The following is a 17,479-nucleotide window of genomic DNA, read 5'->3' as shown; positions in this document are numbered from 1 at the left end:
GGTTCATGACAGTTGATATAAAAAAAGCTCAAGATGTGTACAAAGATGCCGGCGAGACCGTTATTTTCACGACCTTGATGCTTAATCGCAAAGATTTGAAGACCGAAAAGGATGCCATTGAAGAATTTTCTGATATGTCCAATTCAATTATTAATAGTATGAGAATTCGTGACCCTGAAGCTCAAGCTCACATTGCTTGGGGATTTGGATCAGATGCTTGGGATTATCTTTTCCCAAATGCTCCAAAGCCAAAAGAATTAGAGAACTTTAAGGAAATAAAAGGTCCAAAATATACTGCTGTTTCAACACCTGGTGACATTTTTATCCACGTTCGTGCTACTAAAATGGCAGTTTGCTACGAATTAATGGATCAATTCATGGGCATTTTACGTCCTATCACTTCAGTAGAAGACGAAACTCATGGTTTCAGATACATCGAAGGTCGAGCTATCATTGGTTTCATCGATGGTACAGAAAATCCGGCCGGCGTTGAATCGATGGATTATACTTTGATCGACGATGACCCTGAATTTAACAATGGTTCATATGCTTTTGCTCAAAAATATATTCACAACATGGAAGCCTGGAAGAGCCTCAAGACTGAAGACCAAGAAAAAGCTATCGGACGTCACAAGTTCTCTGATCGTGAATTAGCTGATGACGAAAAATTGCCTAACGCACACAACGTGGCTTCAAAAGATGAAGAAGGTGGCGTTGAACATAAGATTGTTAGAATGAACGTGCCTTTCTCTGATCCTGCTAAAGATATCACTGGGACTTATTTCATCGGTTACTCCAAAGATTTTGCTGTAACTAATAGAATGTTGACGAATATGTTTACTAAGAGTGATCGATTACTTGATTTCAGTACTCCAATCACTGGTAATCTATTCTTCATTCCTTCTAAGACAACTCTAGAAAAAATTGCCGACGGTGAATATTAATAAATAATTAGATAAAAAATGGGAGAAGTTGGTCATATAGACTAACCTCTCCCATTTTTGCGGTTTTATTATTTGGTCTTAGAACTAAATCGCCATAAGTCCTTTACAAATAGCAATGCTAAAAAAAGCATCAATAATCCTGAGAATGCTAAGGAAATCCTTCCAAAGAAGAATCCAGGATCAACGGTCATCTCAATCACGCTAACAAGCATTGAAACGAGGACCAAAAGAGATGTGCGTTTCAAAATCATGGAAATCCCTCCCCTATTTGATAGGTCGATTATAACAATTTCCATTTTATTTGGCATTAATTATTTTGGAAAGATAACGAAAATTGCAGCAAAGAAAATTGCAACTCCAATCGACAAAGTCAGGTAATATACCGATTCCTTTTTTGCTTTGAAAGATATTGTCATTATGGCAATTCCAATGATAAACATTAAAATCGATAAAATTATTTGCATTTATTCCTCTCCCTCATGTTAATATTTAATATAGTTAGGTTATAATACATAATGCTTTTTATATAAAAATATTTTCAAAAATCTAACAATCTGAAACTAATTTGGTATTTTTTATATAATTATCTTTTTTAACGGTACTTTTATCTTTATACTAGATAAGGTACTTCTTTTTTGTAGGGGAAACGTAAATGGCCGTATTAAAACGTGTATTTTCAGATAGAGTGTTGTGGATAGCTGGGGCAGCAGCGATTTTAACATCTATCTTCATCAGTCCACCACAGATGATGGACATCAATTGGAAGACACTTGCATCACTACTATCTATGATGATTATAATCCAAATCTATGATTATTTGGACTTTCTAAAATATTACGCGGCGTATATGACACACAAAGCCAAAACGACGCGACAGATGATATTTATGTTAGCTTCTCTATCTTTTTTTGGAGCTATGTTCTTAACAAACGATGTTACAATTCTAACTTTGGTTCCTTTATTTTACCAGTTATCTAAGCATATAAAAGTTAACCCAATTTTTCCAGTCATTATTATAGCAATGGCTGCTAATCTTGGAAGTATGTTTACACCATTTGGTAATACTCACAACTTATTTCTGTTGACACATTTTGATTTAGGCATTAAACAATTCTTCATTATGTCGACTCCAATAACGATCATTACTTTCATTGCAATTTTTCTAGTCACTCGCCTTTTTCCACAAGATCCGATTGAACTAACTGAATTGCCAGCCGTCGAACTAAACATTCCAAGTTTATCTTTGACTGTCGCTGTAACAGTAGTAATCTTCTTGGGAATCTTTTCTGTTATCCCAATGTGGGGATCATTGATTGCGGCTTTACTTTTAGTAATATTCATCAATCCGCGTATTCTAGCATCCGTTGATTATTCAATTGTATTGATATTCATGTGTTTCTTCATTGCCGTTGGTAATATCAACCGTGAACCAGCAATTGTTAATAATCTACACCAATTTTTACAAACAAGAACTAGTACATACTTAACATCGATCATAACAAGTCAATTTATTAGTAATGTTCCAACCACAATTTTAGTTTCTAAATTCTCCAAATATGTTCATGCTATTTTCTTAGGTACGAATATTGGTGGTTTGGGAACCGTCGTTGGTTCACTTGCTAACTTATTAGCTTTCAAACAATATAGATTTTTCTTTAAGAAGAATCCTGGTAAATACCTCATGTACTTTACAATTATCAACTTCGCAATGTTGCTAATTATCGGTACGATCGGTTTCTTCTTAATCGACTTTGGTTTACCAGCTAAATAAAAATAACCTTTTGATTGTTTTTTACGACAATCGAAAGGTTATTTTTTTATGAGTTAACAGGATTCTTTCTTCTTAAATTAAAGTTCTTCCATTTTCTCACTTGTCTGCTGTAATTGTTGAATGGTGAAACGGCGTTGATTCTAATCCATTTTGCAACTGGCCACATTGCTTTGGTTGTAGCCCATTTGCGCTCTCCTGGTTTGAAAAGTTCGTCATGAGACATGTTTTCGATCCATGAAACTAATTCATCGACCACGCTACTCAATTCCTCTTCCTCATTTTCCAAACCGTTTGAACCGTATTTGATATTAAAATCATGATACAACTGACGCATTTGATCCCATTTGTATCCAGGAGTTGGTGTTGTAATATTTTCACCACTGGCTTCAGCCTTCTCCCATGACAAAATCATGTTGATCCAGCCAAGTTGATAAGAGAGCATTTCACGTGGAGTCTTGTCCACTTGCTCGATTCTTTCATCAGCTACATCGTCACTTATACCCTCGTATTCATCAATGAACTTGTGATAACTCTCTCTAATCTGGTCTATCAATTCTTGTGAATTTTTATATACCTGCATGCCTTCGCTACCTTTCATTGATTTTTGATTCCCAATCAGGGAAGTCCCAATTTCTATTATAGACTGAATTTTGTCACTTTGGGGAAAAAAAGCTCATGATATAGCAAGTTTTTAGTGAGAAAGCGTTTTATTTATGTTATATTAAAAAGTTAAACAAAATTTTTAGTTGGTTTTAGGATGCCGTCGTCCACAAAAGCCCTGTGATTGGCTGGAACGCTGCCGGCACTATTTTGAGCTTTTGCATGGCCCCAAAGACGCAAAATCTCAAAACTAGGCCTTTCACTAAGCGATAAATCGCTAAGTGAAAATTTGGCGGCTGAGCCATCACAGGGCTTTTGTTCCCGACTAGATTTCAATTTCTATTTAAATAGAGCTAAACACATACTTCTTAATTAACAGTCCTATTTCTACATACATAAAAAAAGAAGATACTACTAGAACCACAGCAATATGCTGCAATTCCAATAATATCTTCTATTAATTTCTTGAAGTAATTTATATAAAGATAGAAACCGCTATCTAGTCGGGAGTGAGGTCCTGGAAAATGCTCAGCCGTGAAGTTTCACTTAGCAATTTATTGCTTAGTGAAAGCCCAATCTTGAAGACTTTGCCCGGTTTTGGTCTTAGCAAAGGCTCCAAGTTGTGGGCACATTCTCCAGCGTTTTCCAGGGCCGAACGGACGACGGCAGTTTAACACATTAAAGATTTGGATCCATCTTAAAGGTCAACTTACTTAATTCAGTTCCTTTAGTAATTAAATCAGCGATATGTTCCTTAGTAGCTTCATTAAAGTGCTCAGCTATCAAATGATTTTGTTCAGTTAAGAACCTAGTCAACTCTTCACCTGATTTAGAAGCGGCCGCAACTTCAACATCAAAGACCTTTCTTCTAGCCCACTGTGCTAATTTCTTTTGATAGTCCAAATTAGGCTCTACGAACTCTGTGTAATGGCTTTCAACTATCATGGCTAATGTTTCATACATCCAATATGCGCTCTTCATATCTAATTTCTCGGGCACGTAGCTATATGTTTCGTCAATATCACTAGCATTAGTAAAGAATGGCACGTAAGGACTGAAACTTGGAATTCCTAGAGCTTTCCATTCGATACCACCAACATTAGTTTTTGAAGATTTTGGCAGTTGTAAAATGTGGGAATTAGCTGTTCTGGACAATGAAATTGCACGGTACTTCTTACTATTTTTGCCTTCACCCATTGGGTCGAACTCAGTTTCATTATAATGCGATGCTAAAACTGCTTGAATATCTTCTACTGAAATCTTTTTTTCTGGTTTTCTCAAAAATGGTAAATCTGAAGACTCTGGATCTTGTTCAATCGATGGATTGAGCATTTTTTGACCGTACCAAACTCTTGGCGTGTTGTAATGACGGTCTTGTTTAGTATCAGTTCCAAAAATATGTCTGAAGTTAAAGCCTTCAAAATCTGGATTCAAATTATTATCGGCAACGAATTCTTGAATTCCCTTGGACCACATGAAATTATCAGGATCATTAAAGTCAATTTCTTCAATTCCAATTTGGTTAGCAGCTACAGCATAACTGTCGTCAGGAATCCTAATTGCTACCCAATGATGACCAGTTGCTAATTCAACGTACCAAATTTCATCTTGATCAAAGAATTGCACGCCGTTGCCTTCAGCTGAGCCGTATTTTTCAATTAATTTACCTAAATATTCAACTCCTTGACGAGCGGAATCAATGTATGGCAAAACTAATGTCGTCATTGAATCTTCAGCCACCCCTTCAGGAATCAAAGGATCATAAGCTAAAACCAATTCATTAGCGAATACACTCTCAGTTGCACTCATCCCCACATTCTTTTCGTTGATACCATCTTCTTCATACCAACCTTCATCTTGATTAGCATCAGGTGAACTCGTATAACGATAAGCTTTTTCAGGTAATTCAACGGTCAATTTATTGTATGGAGAAACATAAGTCTCATGACGATTCTTTACTGCTGGTTGAACGAAAAATCTCTTAGGCCAATTGGCAACAAAATTATCTTCATTTCTCGCTATAAAATTAGAACCGTCTTGAGCTGCCTTTTTACCGACCATAATTGACGTACAGGCTGCATGTTTATGTTGTTTCATTTTTATCCACCTTTCGATTAATCACCAAAAATCTCTTTTTTCAATTTTAAAGCAGTTGGTGTAGTAGCTAAGCCACCTTCAGCTGTCTCTTTGAAAATAGATGGCATTTGTTGACCAACTTTGTGCATCGCTTCAACGACTTCGTCAACTGGAATAACACTCTTGATGCCAGCTAGAGCCATATCTGCAGAAATCATTGCTTGTGAAGAGCCTAGAGCATTTCTTTTAACGCAAGGAACTTCAACTAGTCCAGCCACGGGGTCACAGACTAATCCCATCATGTTCTGCAAAGTAATCGAAATTGCTTCAGCTGCTTGTTGAGCACTGCCACCTTTAGCACAAACCAAAGCTGCTGAGGCCATCGCTGCAGCTGATCCAACTTCTGCCTGGCAACCACCTTCAGCTCCGGCTATCGATGAATTATTAGCAATCACCAATCCAAAAGCTCCAGCAGTAAATAAGAAGTCGACTTGTTGGTCTCTAGTCATTTTCAATCTGTCTCTAACTGCAACCAAAACACCAGCTAAGACTCCGGCACTTCCGGCTGTTGGCGTGGCACAGATTAGCCCCATTTTGGCATTGACTTCATTGACAGCAACCGCATTTCTAACTGCTTCTAAAATCGGTTCACCACTTAAAAAGTCGCCCTTTTGAATGTACTCGTTCATCAATTTGGCATCCCCACCAGTCAAACCAGTAACGGATTTAACTCCAGCGACACCTTCTTGAATCGATTGTTCCATGACTTCCAAGTTACGTTCCATTTGTGAACGGATGAATTCTTTACTGCGGTTAGTATTCTCCATCTCGGTTTGAACCATCAAGTCAGCAACGGAATCGTATTTGGCACTCTTTTCAACTAATTCTTTAATTGTATAAAACATCTTTTTATCCCCTATTCAAAATACGTTGCATTATCGACATGTGGCAGTGACTTTAATTTATCCAAAATCTCTTCTCGGTCGCGACGTTCATCTACTTCAATGATCATAATGGCTTTTTCGCCCTTAGAAGCTCGAGTGACAGTCATCGTTCCAATATTGATATCAAAATTAGAAAAGACATTAGTAACTTTAGCAATCATACCAGCTACATCTTGATGAACTGTGATATAAGTTGGTGTACCCAAACTCAAAGACATCTTGAAACCGTTGATTTCTGAAATTTGAATATTTCCACCACCGATAGATACTCCAGTGACTGATAATTCATGGTCTCCCTTGACGAGAGTAATTTTAGCCGTATTCGGGTGAGCTACTTTGTCACTCTTAGGCACGAAGGCTACTTTAATACCTGACTCATAAGCAATTTTCAAAGAATCGGATAAACGTCTATCATCCGGTTCCATACCTAACAAACCACCGACAATAGCGACATCAGTCCCATGACCACGATAAGTTTTTGCAAAGGATTCATATAGGTCGATCGTAATTTTATCTGGCTTTTCGCCGAAAATATCATGGACCACTTTTCCTATTCGGGCAGCACCAGCAGTATGAGAACTACTTGGTCCAACCATTACTGGTCCGATAATATCGAAAACACTTTTAAAACGTACGTCTTTCATGATAATTTACCCCTATTTTTCGTTAACTAAAGTTTACAATTATTAGGTGGTAAATTCATTAATATTTTTATCTATTAAACAAAATAACGATAAATACGCTCTATTTTTTGGAGGTATTTACCGTTATTTTTGTATTTTTTAAAGATTTGGATCCATCTTAAATGTTAATTTACTTAATTCTGTACCTTTAGTAATCAAATCGGCGATATGAGCTTTTGTCTCTTCATTGTAGTGTTTGACGATCTCATGATTTTGTTCCGTCAAGTAGTCCGTCAAAGCTTCACCTGACATAGTAACAGCCTTCTTATCGACTTGGGCGATTTTTCTTCTAGCCCATTCTGATAATTTCTTTTGATAATCAAGATTAGGTTCAGTAAATTCGCTGTAGTGACTTTCGACAACCATAGCTAATGTTTCATACATCCAGTAAGCACTCTTCACATCGAGTTTTTCTGGTGTGTAGCTGTATGATTCGTCAATATCATTGGCGTTAGTAAAGAATGGAACTTGTGGACAGAAACTAGGTACACCAAAGCCAGTCCATTCAACACCGGCCGCACCATTCTTATCTGAATCTCTCATTTGAAGAATGTGGGAATTGGCTGTACGTGACAAAGAAATTGCACGATAAGTTCTTCTCTCGTGTTCAGTACCATTTCCTAATGGATCGTATTTTGTTTCGTTGTAATGCGACTTCAAGATATATTGAATATCTTCAACCGCAATCTTCTTTTCAGCTTTTCTAATGAAAGGAAGTTCTGGTGATTCTGGGTCTTGAGTATCATCTGATGGATTCAAATAACGTTGAGCAAACCAAACACGTGGTGTGTTGTAGTGATGATCTTGTTCAGTATCTGTACCAAAGATATGTCTGAAATCCCAACGGTCAAAGTCTGGGTTTAGTCCGTGTTCTTCGACAAATTCTTGGATACCGTCAGCCCACATGTAGTTGTCAGGATCATTGAAGTCGATGTCTTGAATAGCAACTTGGTTAGCAGCTACGGCATAGCAGTCATCAGGAATTCTTACCGCTACCCATTGGTGTCCTGTAACAACTTCCATGTACCAAACTTCATCTTTATCAATAAATTGCAGTCCGTTACCTTCAGCTGAACCGTATTCAGCCACTAATTTACCTAAATATTTAACTCCATCATGAGCAGAGTCAATATATGGCAAAACCAAAGTTGCTAATGAATCTTCAGCCAAACCATTTTTAACGTATGGGTCAAAAGCCAAAACTTTTTCGTTAGCATAAACACTTTCAGTTGCACTAAGACCAACATTTTTTTCGTTAAAGCCATCTTCTTCATTAGGACCAGTACTTTGGTCAGCATCCAATGTTGAAGTATAACGATAGCCACTTTCTGGATATGGCATTGTCATTTTGTTATATGGTGAAACATAAGTTTCGTGACGATCTGAAACCGCTGGTTGAACGATGATTCGTTTTCTATAAATAGCATTAAGACGGTCTTCGTTTCTGGAAATATAAGTGGCTCCATCCATCGAAGCCTTCTTACCCACCATCATGGATGTACATGCTGATGATTCAATCCGATCTAGCTCTGTCATTTTAGAATCCCCCAATATAAATTTTTCGTTCTTATATTATTATGATACTCGTTCTGGGAAATGAGTGACACTCTCAATTTATTTTATTATTTGGTGTAAATTCCGTCCTCCATAGCAAAGAAAATTTGGCTGGAAAGAACTGAAAAAACTCTTTAAGCATATTGTGTTTTCTCAGTCTCTAAATCTAAGTCATCCAAATTCTCACCATTAGATTCAATAACTTGTTTTAACCACCAATAACTCTTCTTAGGAATCCGTTCCATGTCCTTCAAATCATGGTTCGTCCGATTGACATAAACCGTTCCGTAGCGTTTGTCCACATTGCCACTAGAACTTGGGATATCAATCAAGCCCCAACCTAAATAGCCAAGCACTTCAACGCCGTCTTCAAAAATGGCATCTTTCATCGCTTGAATGTGGTCACGCATATAATTTATCCGTCCATCATCTTGAATTTCTTGACCTTTATACTCTTCACTCATACCTAGACCATTTTCAATTGGAAACATTGGTACGCTGTATTCGTTATAAACCTTTGCCAAAATATCTCTAAAACCAGCTGGATCAATTTGCCAACCGTATTCTGACGTTTCTAAATAAGGATTCTCTTTACTACCATAATCTAAATACAAATTAGGCACTGTATTGCGTGGAACCTTCGTTGAATCAATCGTTTCACTACGATAATAACTAAAAGCTATGAAATCTGAGCTTACTTGAATCAAAGCTTCATCATCGTTTAATTGATAGTCCATTTCAATCTTATGATTTTTGACGTATGTCATTACTTCATGCGAGTAACGTCCATAAATAAAGGCATCGAGCAAATTGCGATTCAAAAATTCGTCAATTTTTCGTGCGTACAAAACATCTTGAGGATTAGACGTAGCTGGATAAACCTCACTATAAGCTAACATCCCACCTATTTGGCAATCAGTATGTTCGTGAATAAAATTAGCCACTCCAGCATGAGCTAGCATCACATGATGACTAATTTGGTAAAGTTCATCAATTGTTTTATCACCCTTTAAATAACCAGAAATATCAAAAGCTTCACTCGTATGGTAAAGATTCTGTTCGTTGAATGTGATCCAATATTTTACTCGATTTCCAAACCTTTTCACCATTTCAATACCATATCTAACAAATGCTTGAACTACTGGACGCGATAAAAAGCCGTTATATTTTTGAGCTAGAGCCAATGGCATGTCGAAATGATACAAACAAATCATCGGTGTAATATTACGTTTTAAGAGTGCATCAATCATCTTGCTATAAAATTCGATACCTTTTTCATTAAAATTGCCATTTCCTTCAGGATCAACCCGACTCCAAGAAATTTGAAAACGATAGAAATTCATGCCTTGACTAGCCATCAAATCAAAATCTTCCTCAAAACGATGATACTCATCAATACCATCTTTCCAATCAGAAGTACTATTAGTAGCTGGTCTGACATCATAAACCGACTTGCCTTTACCATCCAAGTTCCATGCACCTTCTGTTTGCATACTAGACGTAGAATTTCCCCAGAAAAAATCCTTTGGTAATTTATTTGTCATAATCATTCCGCCTCTCTGATTGAATACGCTTTCATCATATCACAAAAAGTGGTAATGTAAATAACAAACAGGTAATAAGTATATACTTTTAAATAGAAAAGAAATTTAAGCTTTTTCATGATAAACTTAACCATGAACAATTAGGGAGATAATGTTATGGCTTACAAATATAAAGAAGTTGCCGACTCTTTACGCAAGGCAATCAAAACAGGTAAATATGAACCTGGGGAACATTTACCAGACCAAAACCAAATTGCTAAAAATTTTAATACTACTCGTATTACAGTCCACAAAGCACTCCAATTATTGATGGTTGAAGGAATGATCTATTCAAAACGTGGTGCGGGAACTTTCGTTAGAAAAGATTATATTGCTGATGATCACAGTAAATTCGGCAAAGTTTCTCCTATCGATAAACCTTTTGGTGCTACCAAAACCAACGCCGGCAAATCCGTTACTAGTAAAGTCCTAGAATTATCCGCTCGCATCCCCACTGAAGATGAAGCCGATAAATTACTCATCAAACCGACCGAACCAGTATACGTAATTCGACGGGTACGTTACGTTAACGGAGTAGTCTTTGCTTACGAAAACACAATCATGCCTACCGCTATTACTACTTTGACCGAAGATATCCTCAAAAAGTCAATCTATGGTCACATGCAAAAAGAAGGCATGACGATTGAAGGAACTCACCGAATCGTTTCTGCTGATAAAGCTACTCAAATTGATGTCGAAACCGGTATTGCTGAAGAATTAGGCGAACCAGTTTTGGTCATCAATCAACTGAGCTACTTAGAAGACGGTCAGCCATTTGAAATATCTGAGTCCCGATTCCCTTATAAGACTAGTCAATTAACTGCTGACATAACACTATAGGTACACAAAAAGCGCACTTTTTACAGTGCGCTTTTTTAATACGTATTATTAGTATAGAAAGTTGTATCTAAACCGAAAGTATTGTAATCAGTATCATCTTCATTTTCGAAGAAAGTCTTATTTTTAGCATTTAATTGTGTTTCAGTATTGTTCAATGTTTGCGCTGATAAACCTAAATTATCACGTAGTTTATCTGAAGCCTGTTGCATTGTTTCTGTTGGCAAGATTTGATAGGAACTACCATTGATCCAAGCGTTACGACCTTGAAGTTGGTTGAAGTCCATCGTCTTTGCACTGCCATGGTACTTCAAAATAATTTGGTCTATCTGACTAGTAGTCAAATCAGTACTGATATCGCTGCCCAAGTCTTTAATTAAATTAGGCAATTTAGTTAGATATCTAGGTTGCTCGAGTTTTTGAACTACTGCTTTCAAAATTTGTTGCTGACGAATTTGACGACCGTAGTCTCCTCGTGGATCTTGATAACGCATTCGAGCGTAAGTTAAAGCTTGTTTACCATTTAGATGATGCGTACCTTTAGGAATTGTAATTCCATCAAAGGAAACTTTTAAATCACTCGTTACGGTCACACCACCTACGAAATCAACCGTCTTTTCCAAGGCCTCCATATTGATTGCTATATGGTAGTCAACTGGAACCCCCAACATGCTACCTACAGTACTCTTAGCCATCTTTGATAAACCGATATTGTAGGCAGCGTTGATTTTTTGAACATTTTTTTCTTTGTCGCCAACCATTTCAGCTAAAGCATCTCGTGGAATAGAATAAGCGACAGTTTTTTCAGTTTTAGGATTCAAAGTCAATAACATCATGGTATCCGAATTACCACGATCGACACGACCGTCAGTCCCCGTATCTGCTCCCAAAAGTAAGATGGAAAATGGCTTGCCATTATTTATTTTGTTGGAAACACTCTTTTTATTAGTATTTAAAGAATTAAGAGATTGTTGCGTGTGATATAAGAACACTCCCCCTGCACCTAATGCTGCTAATAGAAGTACACCTATAATTATTGAAACTATTTTTAATTTTTTCATTTTTATATCCTATATTTTTTTATGATTCCTATTATAAGAGCAAATAATACTTGTTATCAAATTTTTAGGAACATTTTTCAATAATATCGCTTTCATAAATTGAACCAAAATGATAATCTCAAACTATAAAAATGTTTTAGGGGGGATTAAAATGTCAGAATTAGCTGATGCTTTAATCGTAATTGATATGCAAAAGGCTCTACAGTACAGTTATAACTTCGATGGACTGATTCACAGTATTAACAATCGAATTTCTCTATACCGTCAAGCCAACTTGCCTATCATTTTTATTCAACACAATGATCAAGATATCGTTCGAGGCAGTGAATTATGGCAACTATCAGGAAAATTAGACAAACAAAAAGAAGACATCGTAGTTGAAGAATTTCATCCTAATGCCTTCTATCAAACTAATTTAAATAAGGTCTTAATGAATCACAATATTCATACGATCGAACTCTGTGGTGCTCAAACTGAATACTGTTGCAATGCTACAATTGTCATGGCGCACGGTCTTGGCTACAAAATTCTTATGGAACACGACATGACGACTACCTTTGACAACGACTACATGATTGCTGAAGATACGATTTCTTTCTTTGAAGATATTTGGAATCAACGTTTCGTTACCTTCCAATAAAAAATAAAAAAGCCGATCACTTCGGCTCTTCTATTACGCGTAGGTTACGCCACTATGAACTAATTCATATCCGTTCAAATTCAAATCACCCAGCACTCGATTGATGGTTTTATCTGGGAAACTACCGTCCATCTTATATACTAAATAATATTTTGAAGAATCATCCGATGCAATCCAGCGCCCTAATCTTGCCAATTCGGGATAAACTTTTGGATCAAAATCAACCGACCGCCCGAAGTCGATGGTTATGATCTCTCCTTCAAACCAACTGATGTATTTCAACGTTCTGGGTAAAGTAGCCATGTGCAATCATCCCTTCTGAAGAATTTTGTGACCGTTTTCACAGATAAATATAACACCTTTTGAAGGCAAAAAAATATCCGATACCAAAAAAGTATCGGATATTGTCATTTTTACATGTATTTCTCTAAGGCCATGCGGAATTTCTCTTCTGGTTGGTAACCGACCATACGTCCTACAACATTACCATCTTTCTTGATAATAAATGTTGGGATACCTTGGATACCAAAGTTATTAGGTGTATCAGGGTTGTGGTCAACGTTCATAGAAGTAAACTTGATCTTGTCGCCTAATTCATCTTTAGAAGATAACTTTTCCAAAATTGGATTCATCATCTTACATGGAGGACACCAGTCAGCGTTAAAATCTGTAATAACTAGTCCCTTACTTGTCTCGTCGTTGAATGTATTATCTGATAATTCAGTGATATTAGCCATCATTCAATCTCCTTCTCATATCTTATGTACACAATATACCCCCTAGGGTAAAAATACGCAACTATTTTGTTTTATCAACAAGTTATAGATTAAAATAACAATTATTTGCGACCCGTTACCCATATGGGTATAATTGACTAAACAAACCAATTTGGGAGGATATTATGTCTCAAACACCCGAAGAAATCGCCAGCAAAAAAATTACTAGTCGCTTAAAACGTTCACGTGGACAACTTGATGCCGTGATGAGAATGATGGACGAAGACAAACCTTGTGATCAAGTCTTGATGCAGTTATCTGCTGTTAAGTCTAGTGTCGACAAAGCAATGAAATTAGTCATTGCCCAAAACATTCGCAAAAATTCTAATTGTACTGATGAAAAACAACTTGAAGAATTGCAAAAGTCGTTGGATTTGATGCTGAAAACTAAGTAATCTTCTAAGCATGCCGTCGTCCGTGAAAATCTGGTGGCTGGCTGGAACATAGCCGACGCGATTTTGAGCTTTTGCATGGCCCAAAGACGCAAAATCTCAAAACTCGGTCTTTCACATAAGCGATAAATCGCTAAGTGAAATGTGGCTATTGAGCCGCCACCAGATTTTCACTCCCGACTAGATTTCAATTTCTATTTAATAAATATTAAAAAAATCTCATTAGAATGCAGATACTAACATTCTAATGAGATTTTTTAGATTGAAATTATTTTATATTTATTAAAGCATCAAACCGACTGAATAGTGAATTGCCATAGTTACGATACCGACAATCACATTTCTGATAATAGCGGTTTTAACCAGACCATCACCTAATTTAGCACTCAAGAATCCTGTCAAAGCAACTGACAACGTAACGGCTAAAATTGTTCCTGGCCATTTGATGGCATTTGGTAACAGTGTCATCGCTACTAATGGGAAAATCCCACCAGATGCGGCGGAGACTAGTGAAGAAAAGGCGGCATCCCAAGGATTCATGTAATGTCCTAGTTGTAAATCGTACTTAACACGGACAACTGTTCCTAGAGCATCTTGTTCCATCAATTCTTTAGCAATTTTTTCAGCAGTAACTTGCTTGACGCCACGGTCAACGTAGAACTTAGCTACAACATCCAGTTCATCTTGATAATTAGTTTTGATCAGTTCACGTTCTTTTTCAATCGCAGCTCTTTCGGTATCCTTTTGAGAGCTGACTGAAGCGTATTCTCCAGAAGCCATTGAAAAAGCACATGCAAGCAAATCTGATAGTCCAGCAATAAAAATCGTGAAGGTATTAGTTGTCGCTACAGCAACTGAGAACAAAACACCGACAACAGTTAAAATACCATCATTTGAACCTAAGACTCCAGCACGAAGAGTATTTGAACGTTCGGCCATTGTTTTCTTTTGTTTTTTTGGTTTAGACATTGTCATTGATTTCAACGTTTCTCACTCCTTAATGTGCGAATAAAGATCCAATTAAATAAGTTACTAACATCGTCAATAATCCAGAAACGATATTTCTCAAAACGGCTTTACCACGGTTGGCACCACCTAGAGCTGCAGCAGTGTAGCCGGTAATAGCTAGAGCAATCATCACGGCAATAACGGTCGCAACCATTTTAATGCTTTGAGGAAACATCGTAATGGAAACTAGTGGCAAAATCGAACCGGTTGGAAAAGAAATCATTGAAGCCATCGCTGCTGCAATCGCACTCGTCTTTTCTTTGGGATTAAAGCCATATTTTTCACGGACGGCAACATCTAGTGGATCATCGCTCATCATTTCTTTAGTCGCTTGAGTAGCCAATTCATTGGAAATACCTGTTGCTTGATATTTATTGCGAATGAAATCAAATTCATCATCGTAATGTCCATCTAAAGCTGCAGATTCTTTTTCTACCGCTCTTTTTTCAGAATCACTCTGGGTACTAACTGAAACCCATTCACCCATCGCCATTGAAACGGTTCCGGCCAACATTCCGGCGATACCTGATAGAAAAATAGCGTGATTATTACTTTGAGCACTAGCAACACCGATAACAATACCGGCGATTGAAATAATCCCATCATTAGCACCCATAACACTGGCACGCATGACGTTGATTTTTTCAGCCAAACTTTGTTTTTTCTTTGCTTTAGGCATGATGCTCACTCCTTAATTTTTTATTACATTGGAATGGTTCTCATCTGTTAACGACTACATAATAACGCAAGCTTTTTTAAAAGTAAACGAAATGCCTTTTTAAAACGTTTTCAATATTTTCAAAAGTTTTCTTTGGTATTCTCTCTAGTTTCGTCATATAATTACATTGAAATGATTCTAAGGTAGAAAGGAAGATTGCTCATGGCTAGTAATGCTGTAATGGAAGAAACACTACAAGTCCTAAAAGATCATAAGCTCAGGGTTACTCCACAACGGCACATTATTTTGGCATACTTGGTTAGTCATCATAATCACCCTACCGTTGAAACAATTCGTGATGGTCTCAGTAAAGAATTACCCAATATTGGGGCATCTACGATTTATAATACGCTAAACACTTTTGTTGACCACCATTTAGTCGTCGAACTACAAAATGGAGATGGAAGTACGCACTATGATTACTTCGGCACACCCCACTATCACGCTATTTGTACGAACTGTGGACGGATTGTAGACGTTACGTATCCTGGATTTAGCAATACTGAAAAGAGCCTTGAAGAAAAAACTGCTGAGATTTCTGGTTATATGATTTCTGGTAATCACATGGAAGTTTATGGCTTATGCCCTGAATGTCAAATCAAGTTAGGAATTAAGAAAAATGACTAAGAGTATTTATTTTTTGTGTAGTGGCAATGCCTGTCGCAGTCAAATTGCTGAAGGATACGCTAAACAATATTTACCTGATTGGAATGTTCAAAGTGCTGGCGTGAGAGTCGACGGATTGAATCCCTGGGCTGTCAAAACTATGGCTGAAGATGGAATTGATATTTCTCAACAATATTCTAAATTGATCGATCAAGACTTCCTCGACCAAGCCACCGTTGTCATAACCCTTTGTGGTGAAGCCCGTGATAAATGTATCATTCCTCAAAGTACTCGTTGGTTGCACTGGCCTATCAACGACCCTGCCCTAGCAACTGGTAGCGATGAAGAAATTGCGACTGCTTTTAGATCTTCACGAGATGATATCAAACAACGCATTATTCAATTAGCTCAATACGTAAAAAATCAATCTAAATAACAGCAAAAGCCCTGCTAGACAATCTAGCAAGGCTTTTTTATTGTGCAGATATTAATGATTCAATTTCCAATTTTTATAAGTCAAACCACAGAAGTAAGCTAAAACTTCAAAACTGGAGATAAAGAAAGTAACTGGCCAATTGGTAATAAACGCGAGATACAAGCCTAACCAAACACCAGCTAACGACAATCCTACCGAAACCATCAACAACTTAGGAATCGTATGAACCAAATATTTAGCCGTAGCACCGGGCAATGTCAACAATACGAAGACCAACAATGATCCGACGATTTGAGCACCGATACTAACACTCAAGGCTAAAGTTACTAAGAAAGCAATCGATAATAAACGAGTCTTCAAACCGGCTGCTCGAGCACCGATATGATCGAAGGAATCAAATGACAATGGCTTATAAAAAATTATGAAAATAGCAATTACTACCACTGCCAAAATCACTAATTGCTGAACTTCTTTGGTGCTAATCCCAACGATACTACCAAATAAAATATTCGTCGCATAGCTACTAGATTCTGAAGATAGTGATAGAAACAGAATTCCTAAACCAATAAACAGCGAAGAAATAGCACTGATAGAAGCTTCTCTTCGTGAACTCTCTGAACTCAAGCTTCCAACCGCAATCGAACTAATAATCGTGAAAAGAATCATCCCCGCCAAAGGAGATATTCCAATCAGAATTCCAAATGATGCTCCAGCAAAACCAATCTCTGACAAAGTATGCGAGAGAAAGGACATATTTCTAGAAACTACGAAAACACCAACGATACCAGCTGTAATAGCGATGAAGGTACTAGCGATAAAGGCTTGGCGCATAAATTCATATTCAAACATC

21 protein-coding genes are annotated in these 17,479 nt (G+C 37.2%); 7 read left to right on the top strand and 14 right to left on the bottom strand.

Going from position 1 to position 17,479, the window contains the following annotated elements:
* Positions 1 to 5: 5 nt before the first annotated feature.
* Positions 6 to 944: a Dyp-type peroxidase gene (locus tag LF20184_RS01770; RefSeq protein WP_010021093.1), complete on the top strand. Its 939-nt coding sequence runs from the start codon at positions 6 to 8 to the stop codon at positions 942 to 944.
* Between the two features lie 68 nt (positions 945 to 1,012).
* On the opposite strand, the gene LF20184_RS01765 is transcribed toward LF20184_RS01770, so the two are convergent.
* A complete protein-coding gene (locus LF20184_RS01765) occupies positions 1,013 to 1,195 on the bottom strand; it encodes a hypothetical protein (protein ID WP_010021094.1) in 183 nt (60 codons plus the stop codon).
* A 60-nt stretch (positions 1,196 to 1,255) separates the two neighbouring features.
* A complete protein-coding gene (locus tag LF20184_RS13125) occupies positions 1,256 to 1,408 on the bottom strand; it encodes a DUF6095 family protein (RefSeq protein ID WP_010021095.1) in 153 nt (50 codons plus the stop codon).
* 188 nt (positions 1,409 to 1,596) lie between these two features.
* Between LF20184_RS13125 and LF20184_RS01760 the strand changes: the two genes are divergently transcribed.
* Entirely contained in the window at positions 1,597 to 2,715 is a 1,119-nt protein-coding gene (locus LF20184_RS01760; protein WP_010021097.1) for an SLC13 family permease, read from the top strand.
* A gap of 46 nt (positions 2,716 to 2,761) precedes the next feature.
* On the opposite strand, the gene LF20184_RS01755 is transcribed toward LF20184_RS01760, so the two are convergent.
* From LF20184_RS01755 to LF20184_RS01730, 6 genes are all read right to left on the bottom strand, one after another.
* Positions 2,762 to 3,313 (bottom strand): ClbS/DfsB family four-helix bundle protein, encoded by a 552-nt coding sequence (locus tag LF20184_RS01755; protein ID WP_010021099.1) that lies wholly within the window; start codon positions 3,311 to 3,313, stop codon positions 2,762 to 2,764.
* Positions 3,314 to 3,993: 680 nt separating this feature from the next.
* On the bottom strand, positions 3,994 to 5,412 hold the full coding sequence (locus tag LF20184_RS01750) for a C69 family dipeptidase (protein ID WP_010021101.1): 1,419 nt from the start codon (positions 5,410 to 5,412) through the stop codon (positions 3,994 to 3,996).
* 17 nt (positions 5,413 to 5,429) lie between these two features.
* A complete protein-coding gene (gene sdaAA, locus LF20184_RS01745; protein WP_010021102.1) occupies positions 5,430 to 6,296 on the bottom strand; it encodes an L-serine ammonia-lyase, iron-sulfur-dependent, subunit alpha in 867 nt (288 codons plus the stop codon).
* 11 nt (positions 6,297 to 6,307) lie between these two features.
* Positions 6,308 to 6,979 carry an L-serine ammonia-lyase, iron-sulfur-dependent subunit beta gene (sdaAB, locus tag LF20184_RS01740; protein WP_010021103.1) on the bottom strand — a complete coding sequence of 224 codons (672 nt, stop codon included), beginning with the start codon at positions 6,977 to 6,979 and terminating at the stop codon, positions 6,308 to 6,310.
* Positions 6,980 to 7,117: 138 nt separating this feature from the next.
* Complete coding sequence (locus LF20184_RS01735; protein WP_010021105.1) at positions 7,118 to 8,554, bottom strand: C69 family dipeptidase; 1,437 nt, start codon at positions 8,552 to 8,554, stop codon at positions 7,118 to 7,120.
* 152 nt (positions 8,555 to 8,706) lie between these two features.
* Positions 8,707 to 10,122 carry a glycoside hydrolase family 1 protein gene (locus LF20184_RS01730; RefSeq protein WP_412766380.1) on the bottom strand — a complete coding sequence of 472 codons (1,416 nt, stop codon included), beginning with the start codon at positions 10,120 to 10,122 and terminating at the stop codon, positions 8,707 to 8,709.
* A 150-nt stretch (positions 10,123 to 10,272) separates the two neighbouring features.
* Here LF20184_RS01730 and LF20184_RS01725 point away from each other — a divergent pair, with 150 nt between their 5' ends.
* Positions 10,273 to 10,995 carry a GntR family transcriptional regulator gene (locus LF20184_RS01725; protein ID WP_010021108.1) on the top strand — a complete coding sequence of 241 codons (723 nt, stop codon included), beginning with the start codon at positions 10,273 to 10,275 and terminating at the stop codon, positions 10,993 to 10,995.
* Between the two features lie 35 nt (positions 10,996 to 11,030).
* Here the strand turns inward: LF20184_RS01725 and LF20184_RS01720 are convergent, their stop codons facing one another.
* The gene (locus LF20184_RS01720; RefSeq protein WP_029606595.1) at positions 11,031 to 12,053 is read right to left on the bottom strand and encodes an LCP family protein; all 1,023 of its coding nucleotides are present in this window, start codon (positions 12,051 to 12,053) and stop codon (positions 11,031 to 11,033) included.
* Positions 12,054 to 12,204: 151 nt separating this feature from the next.
* Between LF20184_RS01720 and LF20184_RS01715 the strand changes: the two genes are divergently transcribed.
* The gene (locus LF20184_RS01715) at positions 12,205 to 12,693 is read left to right on the top strand and encodes a cysteine hydrolase family protein (RefSeq protein ID WP_010021110.1); all 489 of its coding nucleotides are present in this window, start codon (positions 12,205 to 12,207) and stop codon (positions 12,691 to 12,693) included.
* Positions 12,694 to 12,726: 33 nt separating this feature from the next.
* Here LF20184_RS01715 and LF20184_RS01710 read toward each other — a convergent pair whose 3' ends face one another.
* Both LF20184_RS01710 and LF20184_RS01705 read right to left on the bottom strand, forming a co-directional pair.
* A complete protein-coding gene (locus tag LF20184_RS01710; RefSeq protein ID WP_010021111.1) occupies positions 12,727 to 12,996 on the bottom strand; it encodes a hypothetical protein in 270 nt (89 codons plus the stop codon).
* A gap of 110 nt (positions 12,997 to 13,106) precedes the next feature.
* Positions 13,107 to 13,433, bottom strand: coding sequence for a thioredoxin family protein (locus LF20184_RS01705; protein WP_029606596.1), 327 nt, complete (start codon positions 13,431 to 13,433; stop codon positions 13,107 to 13,109).
* 161 nt (positions 13,434 to 13,594) lie between these two features.
* Here LF20184_RS01705 and LF20184_RS01700 point away from each other — a divergent pair, with 161 nt between their 5' ends.
* On the top strand, positions 13,595 to 13,864 hold the full coding sequence (locus LF20184_RS01700) for a metal-sensing transcriptional repressor (RefSeq protein WP_010021115.1): 270 nt from the start codon (positions 13,595 to 13,597) through the stop codon (positions 13,862 to 13,864).
* A 279-nt stretch (positions 13,865 to 14,143) separates the two neighbouring features.
* Here LF20184_RS01700 and LF20184_RS01695 read toward each other — a convergent pair whose 3' ends face one another.
* Both LF20184_RS01695 and LF20184_RS01690 read right to left on the bottom strand, forming a co-directional pair.
* Complete coding sequence (locus tag LF20184_RS01695; protein WP_099240527.1) at positions 14,144 to 14,830, bottom strand: VIT1/CCC1 transporter family protein; 687 nt, start codon at positions 14,828 to 14,830, stop codon at positions 14,144 to 14,146.
* Positions 14,831 to 14,858: 28 nt separating this feature from the next.
* Positions 14,859 to 15,548, bottom strand: coding sequence for a VIT1/CCC1 transporter family protein (locus LF20184_RS01690; RefSeq protein WP_010021117.1), 690 nt, complete (start codon positions 15,546 to 15,548; stop codon positions 14,859 to 14,861).
* Positions 15,549 to 15,749: 201 nt separating this feature from the next.
* On the opposite strand from LF20184_RS01690, the gene LF20184_RS01685 reads away from it, so the two are divergent.
* Together LF20184_RS01685 and arsC are read left to right on the top strand one after the other, a co-directional pair.
* The gene (locus tag LF20184_RS01685) at positions 15,750 to 16,214 is read left to right on the top strand and encodes a Fur family transcriptional regulator (protein ID WP_010021118.1); all 465 of its coding nucleotides are present in this window, start codon (positions 15,750 to 15,752) and stop codon (positions 16,212 to 16,214) included.
* Positions 16,207 to 16,629, top strand: coding sequence for an arsenate reductase (thioredoxin) (gene arsC / locus LF20184_RS01680; RefSeq protein WP_010021119.1), 423 nt, complete (start codon positions 16,207 to 16,209; stop codon positions 16,627 to 16,629). Before LF20184_RS01685 ends, arsC begins: the two co-directional genes overlap by 8 nt.
* A 51-nt stretch (positions 16,630 to 16,680) precedes the next feature.
* Here the strand turns inward: arsC and LF20184_RS01675 are convergent, their stop codons facing one another.
* Complete coding sequence (locus LF20184_RS01675) at positions 16,681 to 17,478, bottom strand: metal ABC transporter permease (RefSeq protein ID WP_010021120.1); 798 nt, start codon at positions 17,476 to 17,478, stop codon at positions 16,681 to 16,683.
* Position 17,479: the final 1 nt, after the last annotated feature.

The sequence above is a fragment of the Companilactobacillus farciminis KCTC 3681 = DSM 20184 genome, assembly GCF_002706745.1.
GTDB lineage: Bacteria > Bacillota > Bacilli > Lactobacillales > Lactobacillaceae > Companilactobacillus > Companilactobacillus farciminis.
This window is presented reverse-complemented; position numbering and strand designations above follow the sequence as displayed.

Coding starts and splice junctions, on each gene's coding strand:
- LF20184_RS01770 (WP_010021093.1), top strand. CDS start 6: ATGACAGTTGATATAAAAAAAGCTCAAGATGTGTACAAAGATGCCGGC.
- LF20184_RS01765 (WP_010021094.1), bottom strand. CDS start 1,195: ATGATTTTGAAACGCACATCTCTTTTGGTCCTCGTTTCAATGCTTGTT.
- LF20184_RS13125 (WP_010021095.1), bottom strand. CDS start 1,408: ATGCAAATAATTTTATCGATTTTAATGTTTATCATTGGAATTGCCATA.
- LF20184_RS01760 (WP_010021097.1), top strand. CDS start 1,597: ATGGCCGTATTAAAACGTGTATTTTCAGATAGAGTGTTGTGGATAGCT.
- LF20184_RS01755 (WP_010021099.1), bottom strand. CDS start 3,313: ATGAAAGGTAGCGAAGGCATGCAGGTATATAAAAATTCACAAGAATTG.
- LF20184_RS01750 (WP_010021101.1), bottom strand. CDS start 5,412: ATGAAACAACATAAACATGCAGCCTGTACGTCAATTATGGTCGGTAAA.
- sdaAA (WP_010021102.1), bottom strand. CDS start 6,296: ATGTTTTATACAATTAAAGAATTAGTTGAAAAGAGTGCCAAATACGAT.
- sdaAB (WP_010021103.1), bottom strand. CDS start 6,979: ATGAAAGACGTACGTTTTAAAAGTGTTTTCGATATTATCGGACCAGTA.
- LF20184_RS01735 (WP_010021105.1), bottom strand. CDS start 8,554: ATGACAGAGCTAGATCGGATTGAATCATCAGCATGTACATCCATGATG.
- LF20184_RS01730 (WP_412766380.1), bottom strand. CDS start 10,122: ATGATTATGACAAATAAATTACCAAAGGATTTTTTCTGGGGAAATTCT.
- LF20184_RS01725 (WP_010021108.1), top strand. CDS start 10,273: ATGGCTTACAAATATAAAGAAGTTGCCGACTCTTTACGCAAGGCAATC.
- LF20184_RS01720 (WP_029606595.1), bottom strand. CDS start 12,053: ATGAAAAAATTAAAAATAGTTTCAATAATTATAGGTGTACTTCTATTA.
- LF20184_RS01715 (WP_010021110.1), top strand. CDS start 12,205: ATGTCAGAATTAGCTGATGCTTTAATCGTAATTGATATGCAAAAGGCT.
- LF20184_RS01710 (WP_010021111.1), bottom strand. CDS start 12,996: ATGGCTACTTTACCCAGAACGTTGAAATACATCAGTTGGTTTGAAGGA.
- LF20184_RS01705 (WP_029606596.1), bottom strand. CDS start 13,433: ATGATGGCTAATATCACTGAATTATCAGATAATACATTCAACGACGAG.
- LF20184_RS01700 (WP_010021115.1), top strand. CDS start 13,595: ATGTCTCAAACACCCGAAGAAATCGCCAGCAAAAAAATTACTAGTCGC.
- LF20184_RS01695 (WP_099240527.1), bottom strand. CDS start 14,830: ATGTCTAAACCAAAAAAACAAAAGAAAACAATGGCCGAACGTTCAAAT.
- LF20184_RS01690 (WP_010021117.1), bottom strand. CDS start 15,548: ATGCCTAAAGCAAAGAAAAAACAAAGTTTGGCTGAAAAAATCAACGTC.
- LF20184_RS01685 (WP_010021118.1), top strand. CDS start 15,750: ATGGCTAGTAATGCTGTAATGGAAGAAACACTACAAGTCCTAAAAGAT.
- arsC (WP_010021119.1), top strand. CDS start 16,207: ATGACTAAGAGTATTTATTTTTTGTGTAGTGGCAATGCCTGTCGCAGT.
- LF20184_RS01675 (WP_010021120.1), bottom strand. CDS start 17,478: ATGTTTGAATATGAATTTATGCGCCAAGCCTTTATCGCTAGTACCTTC.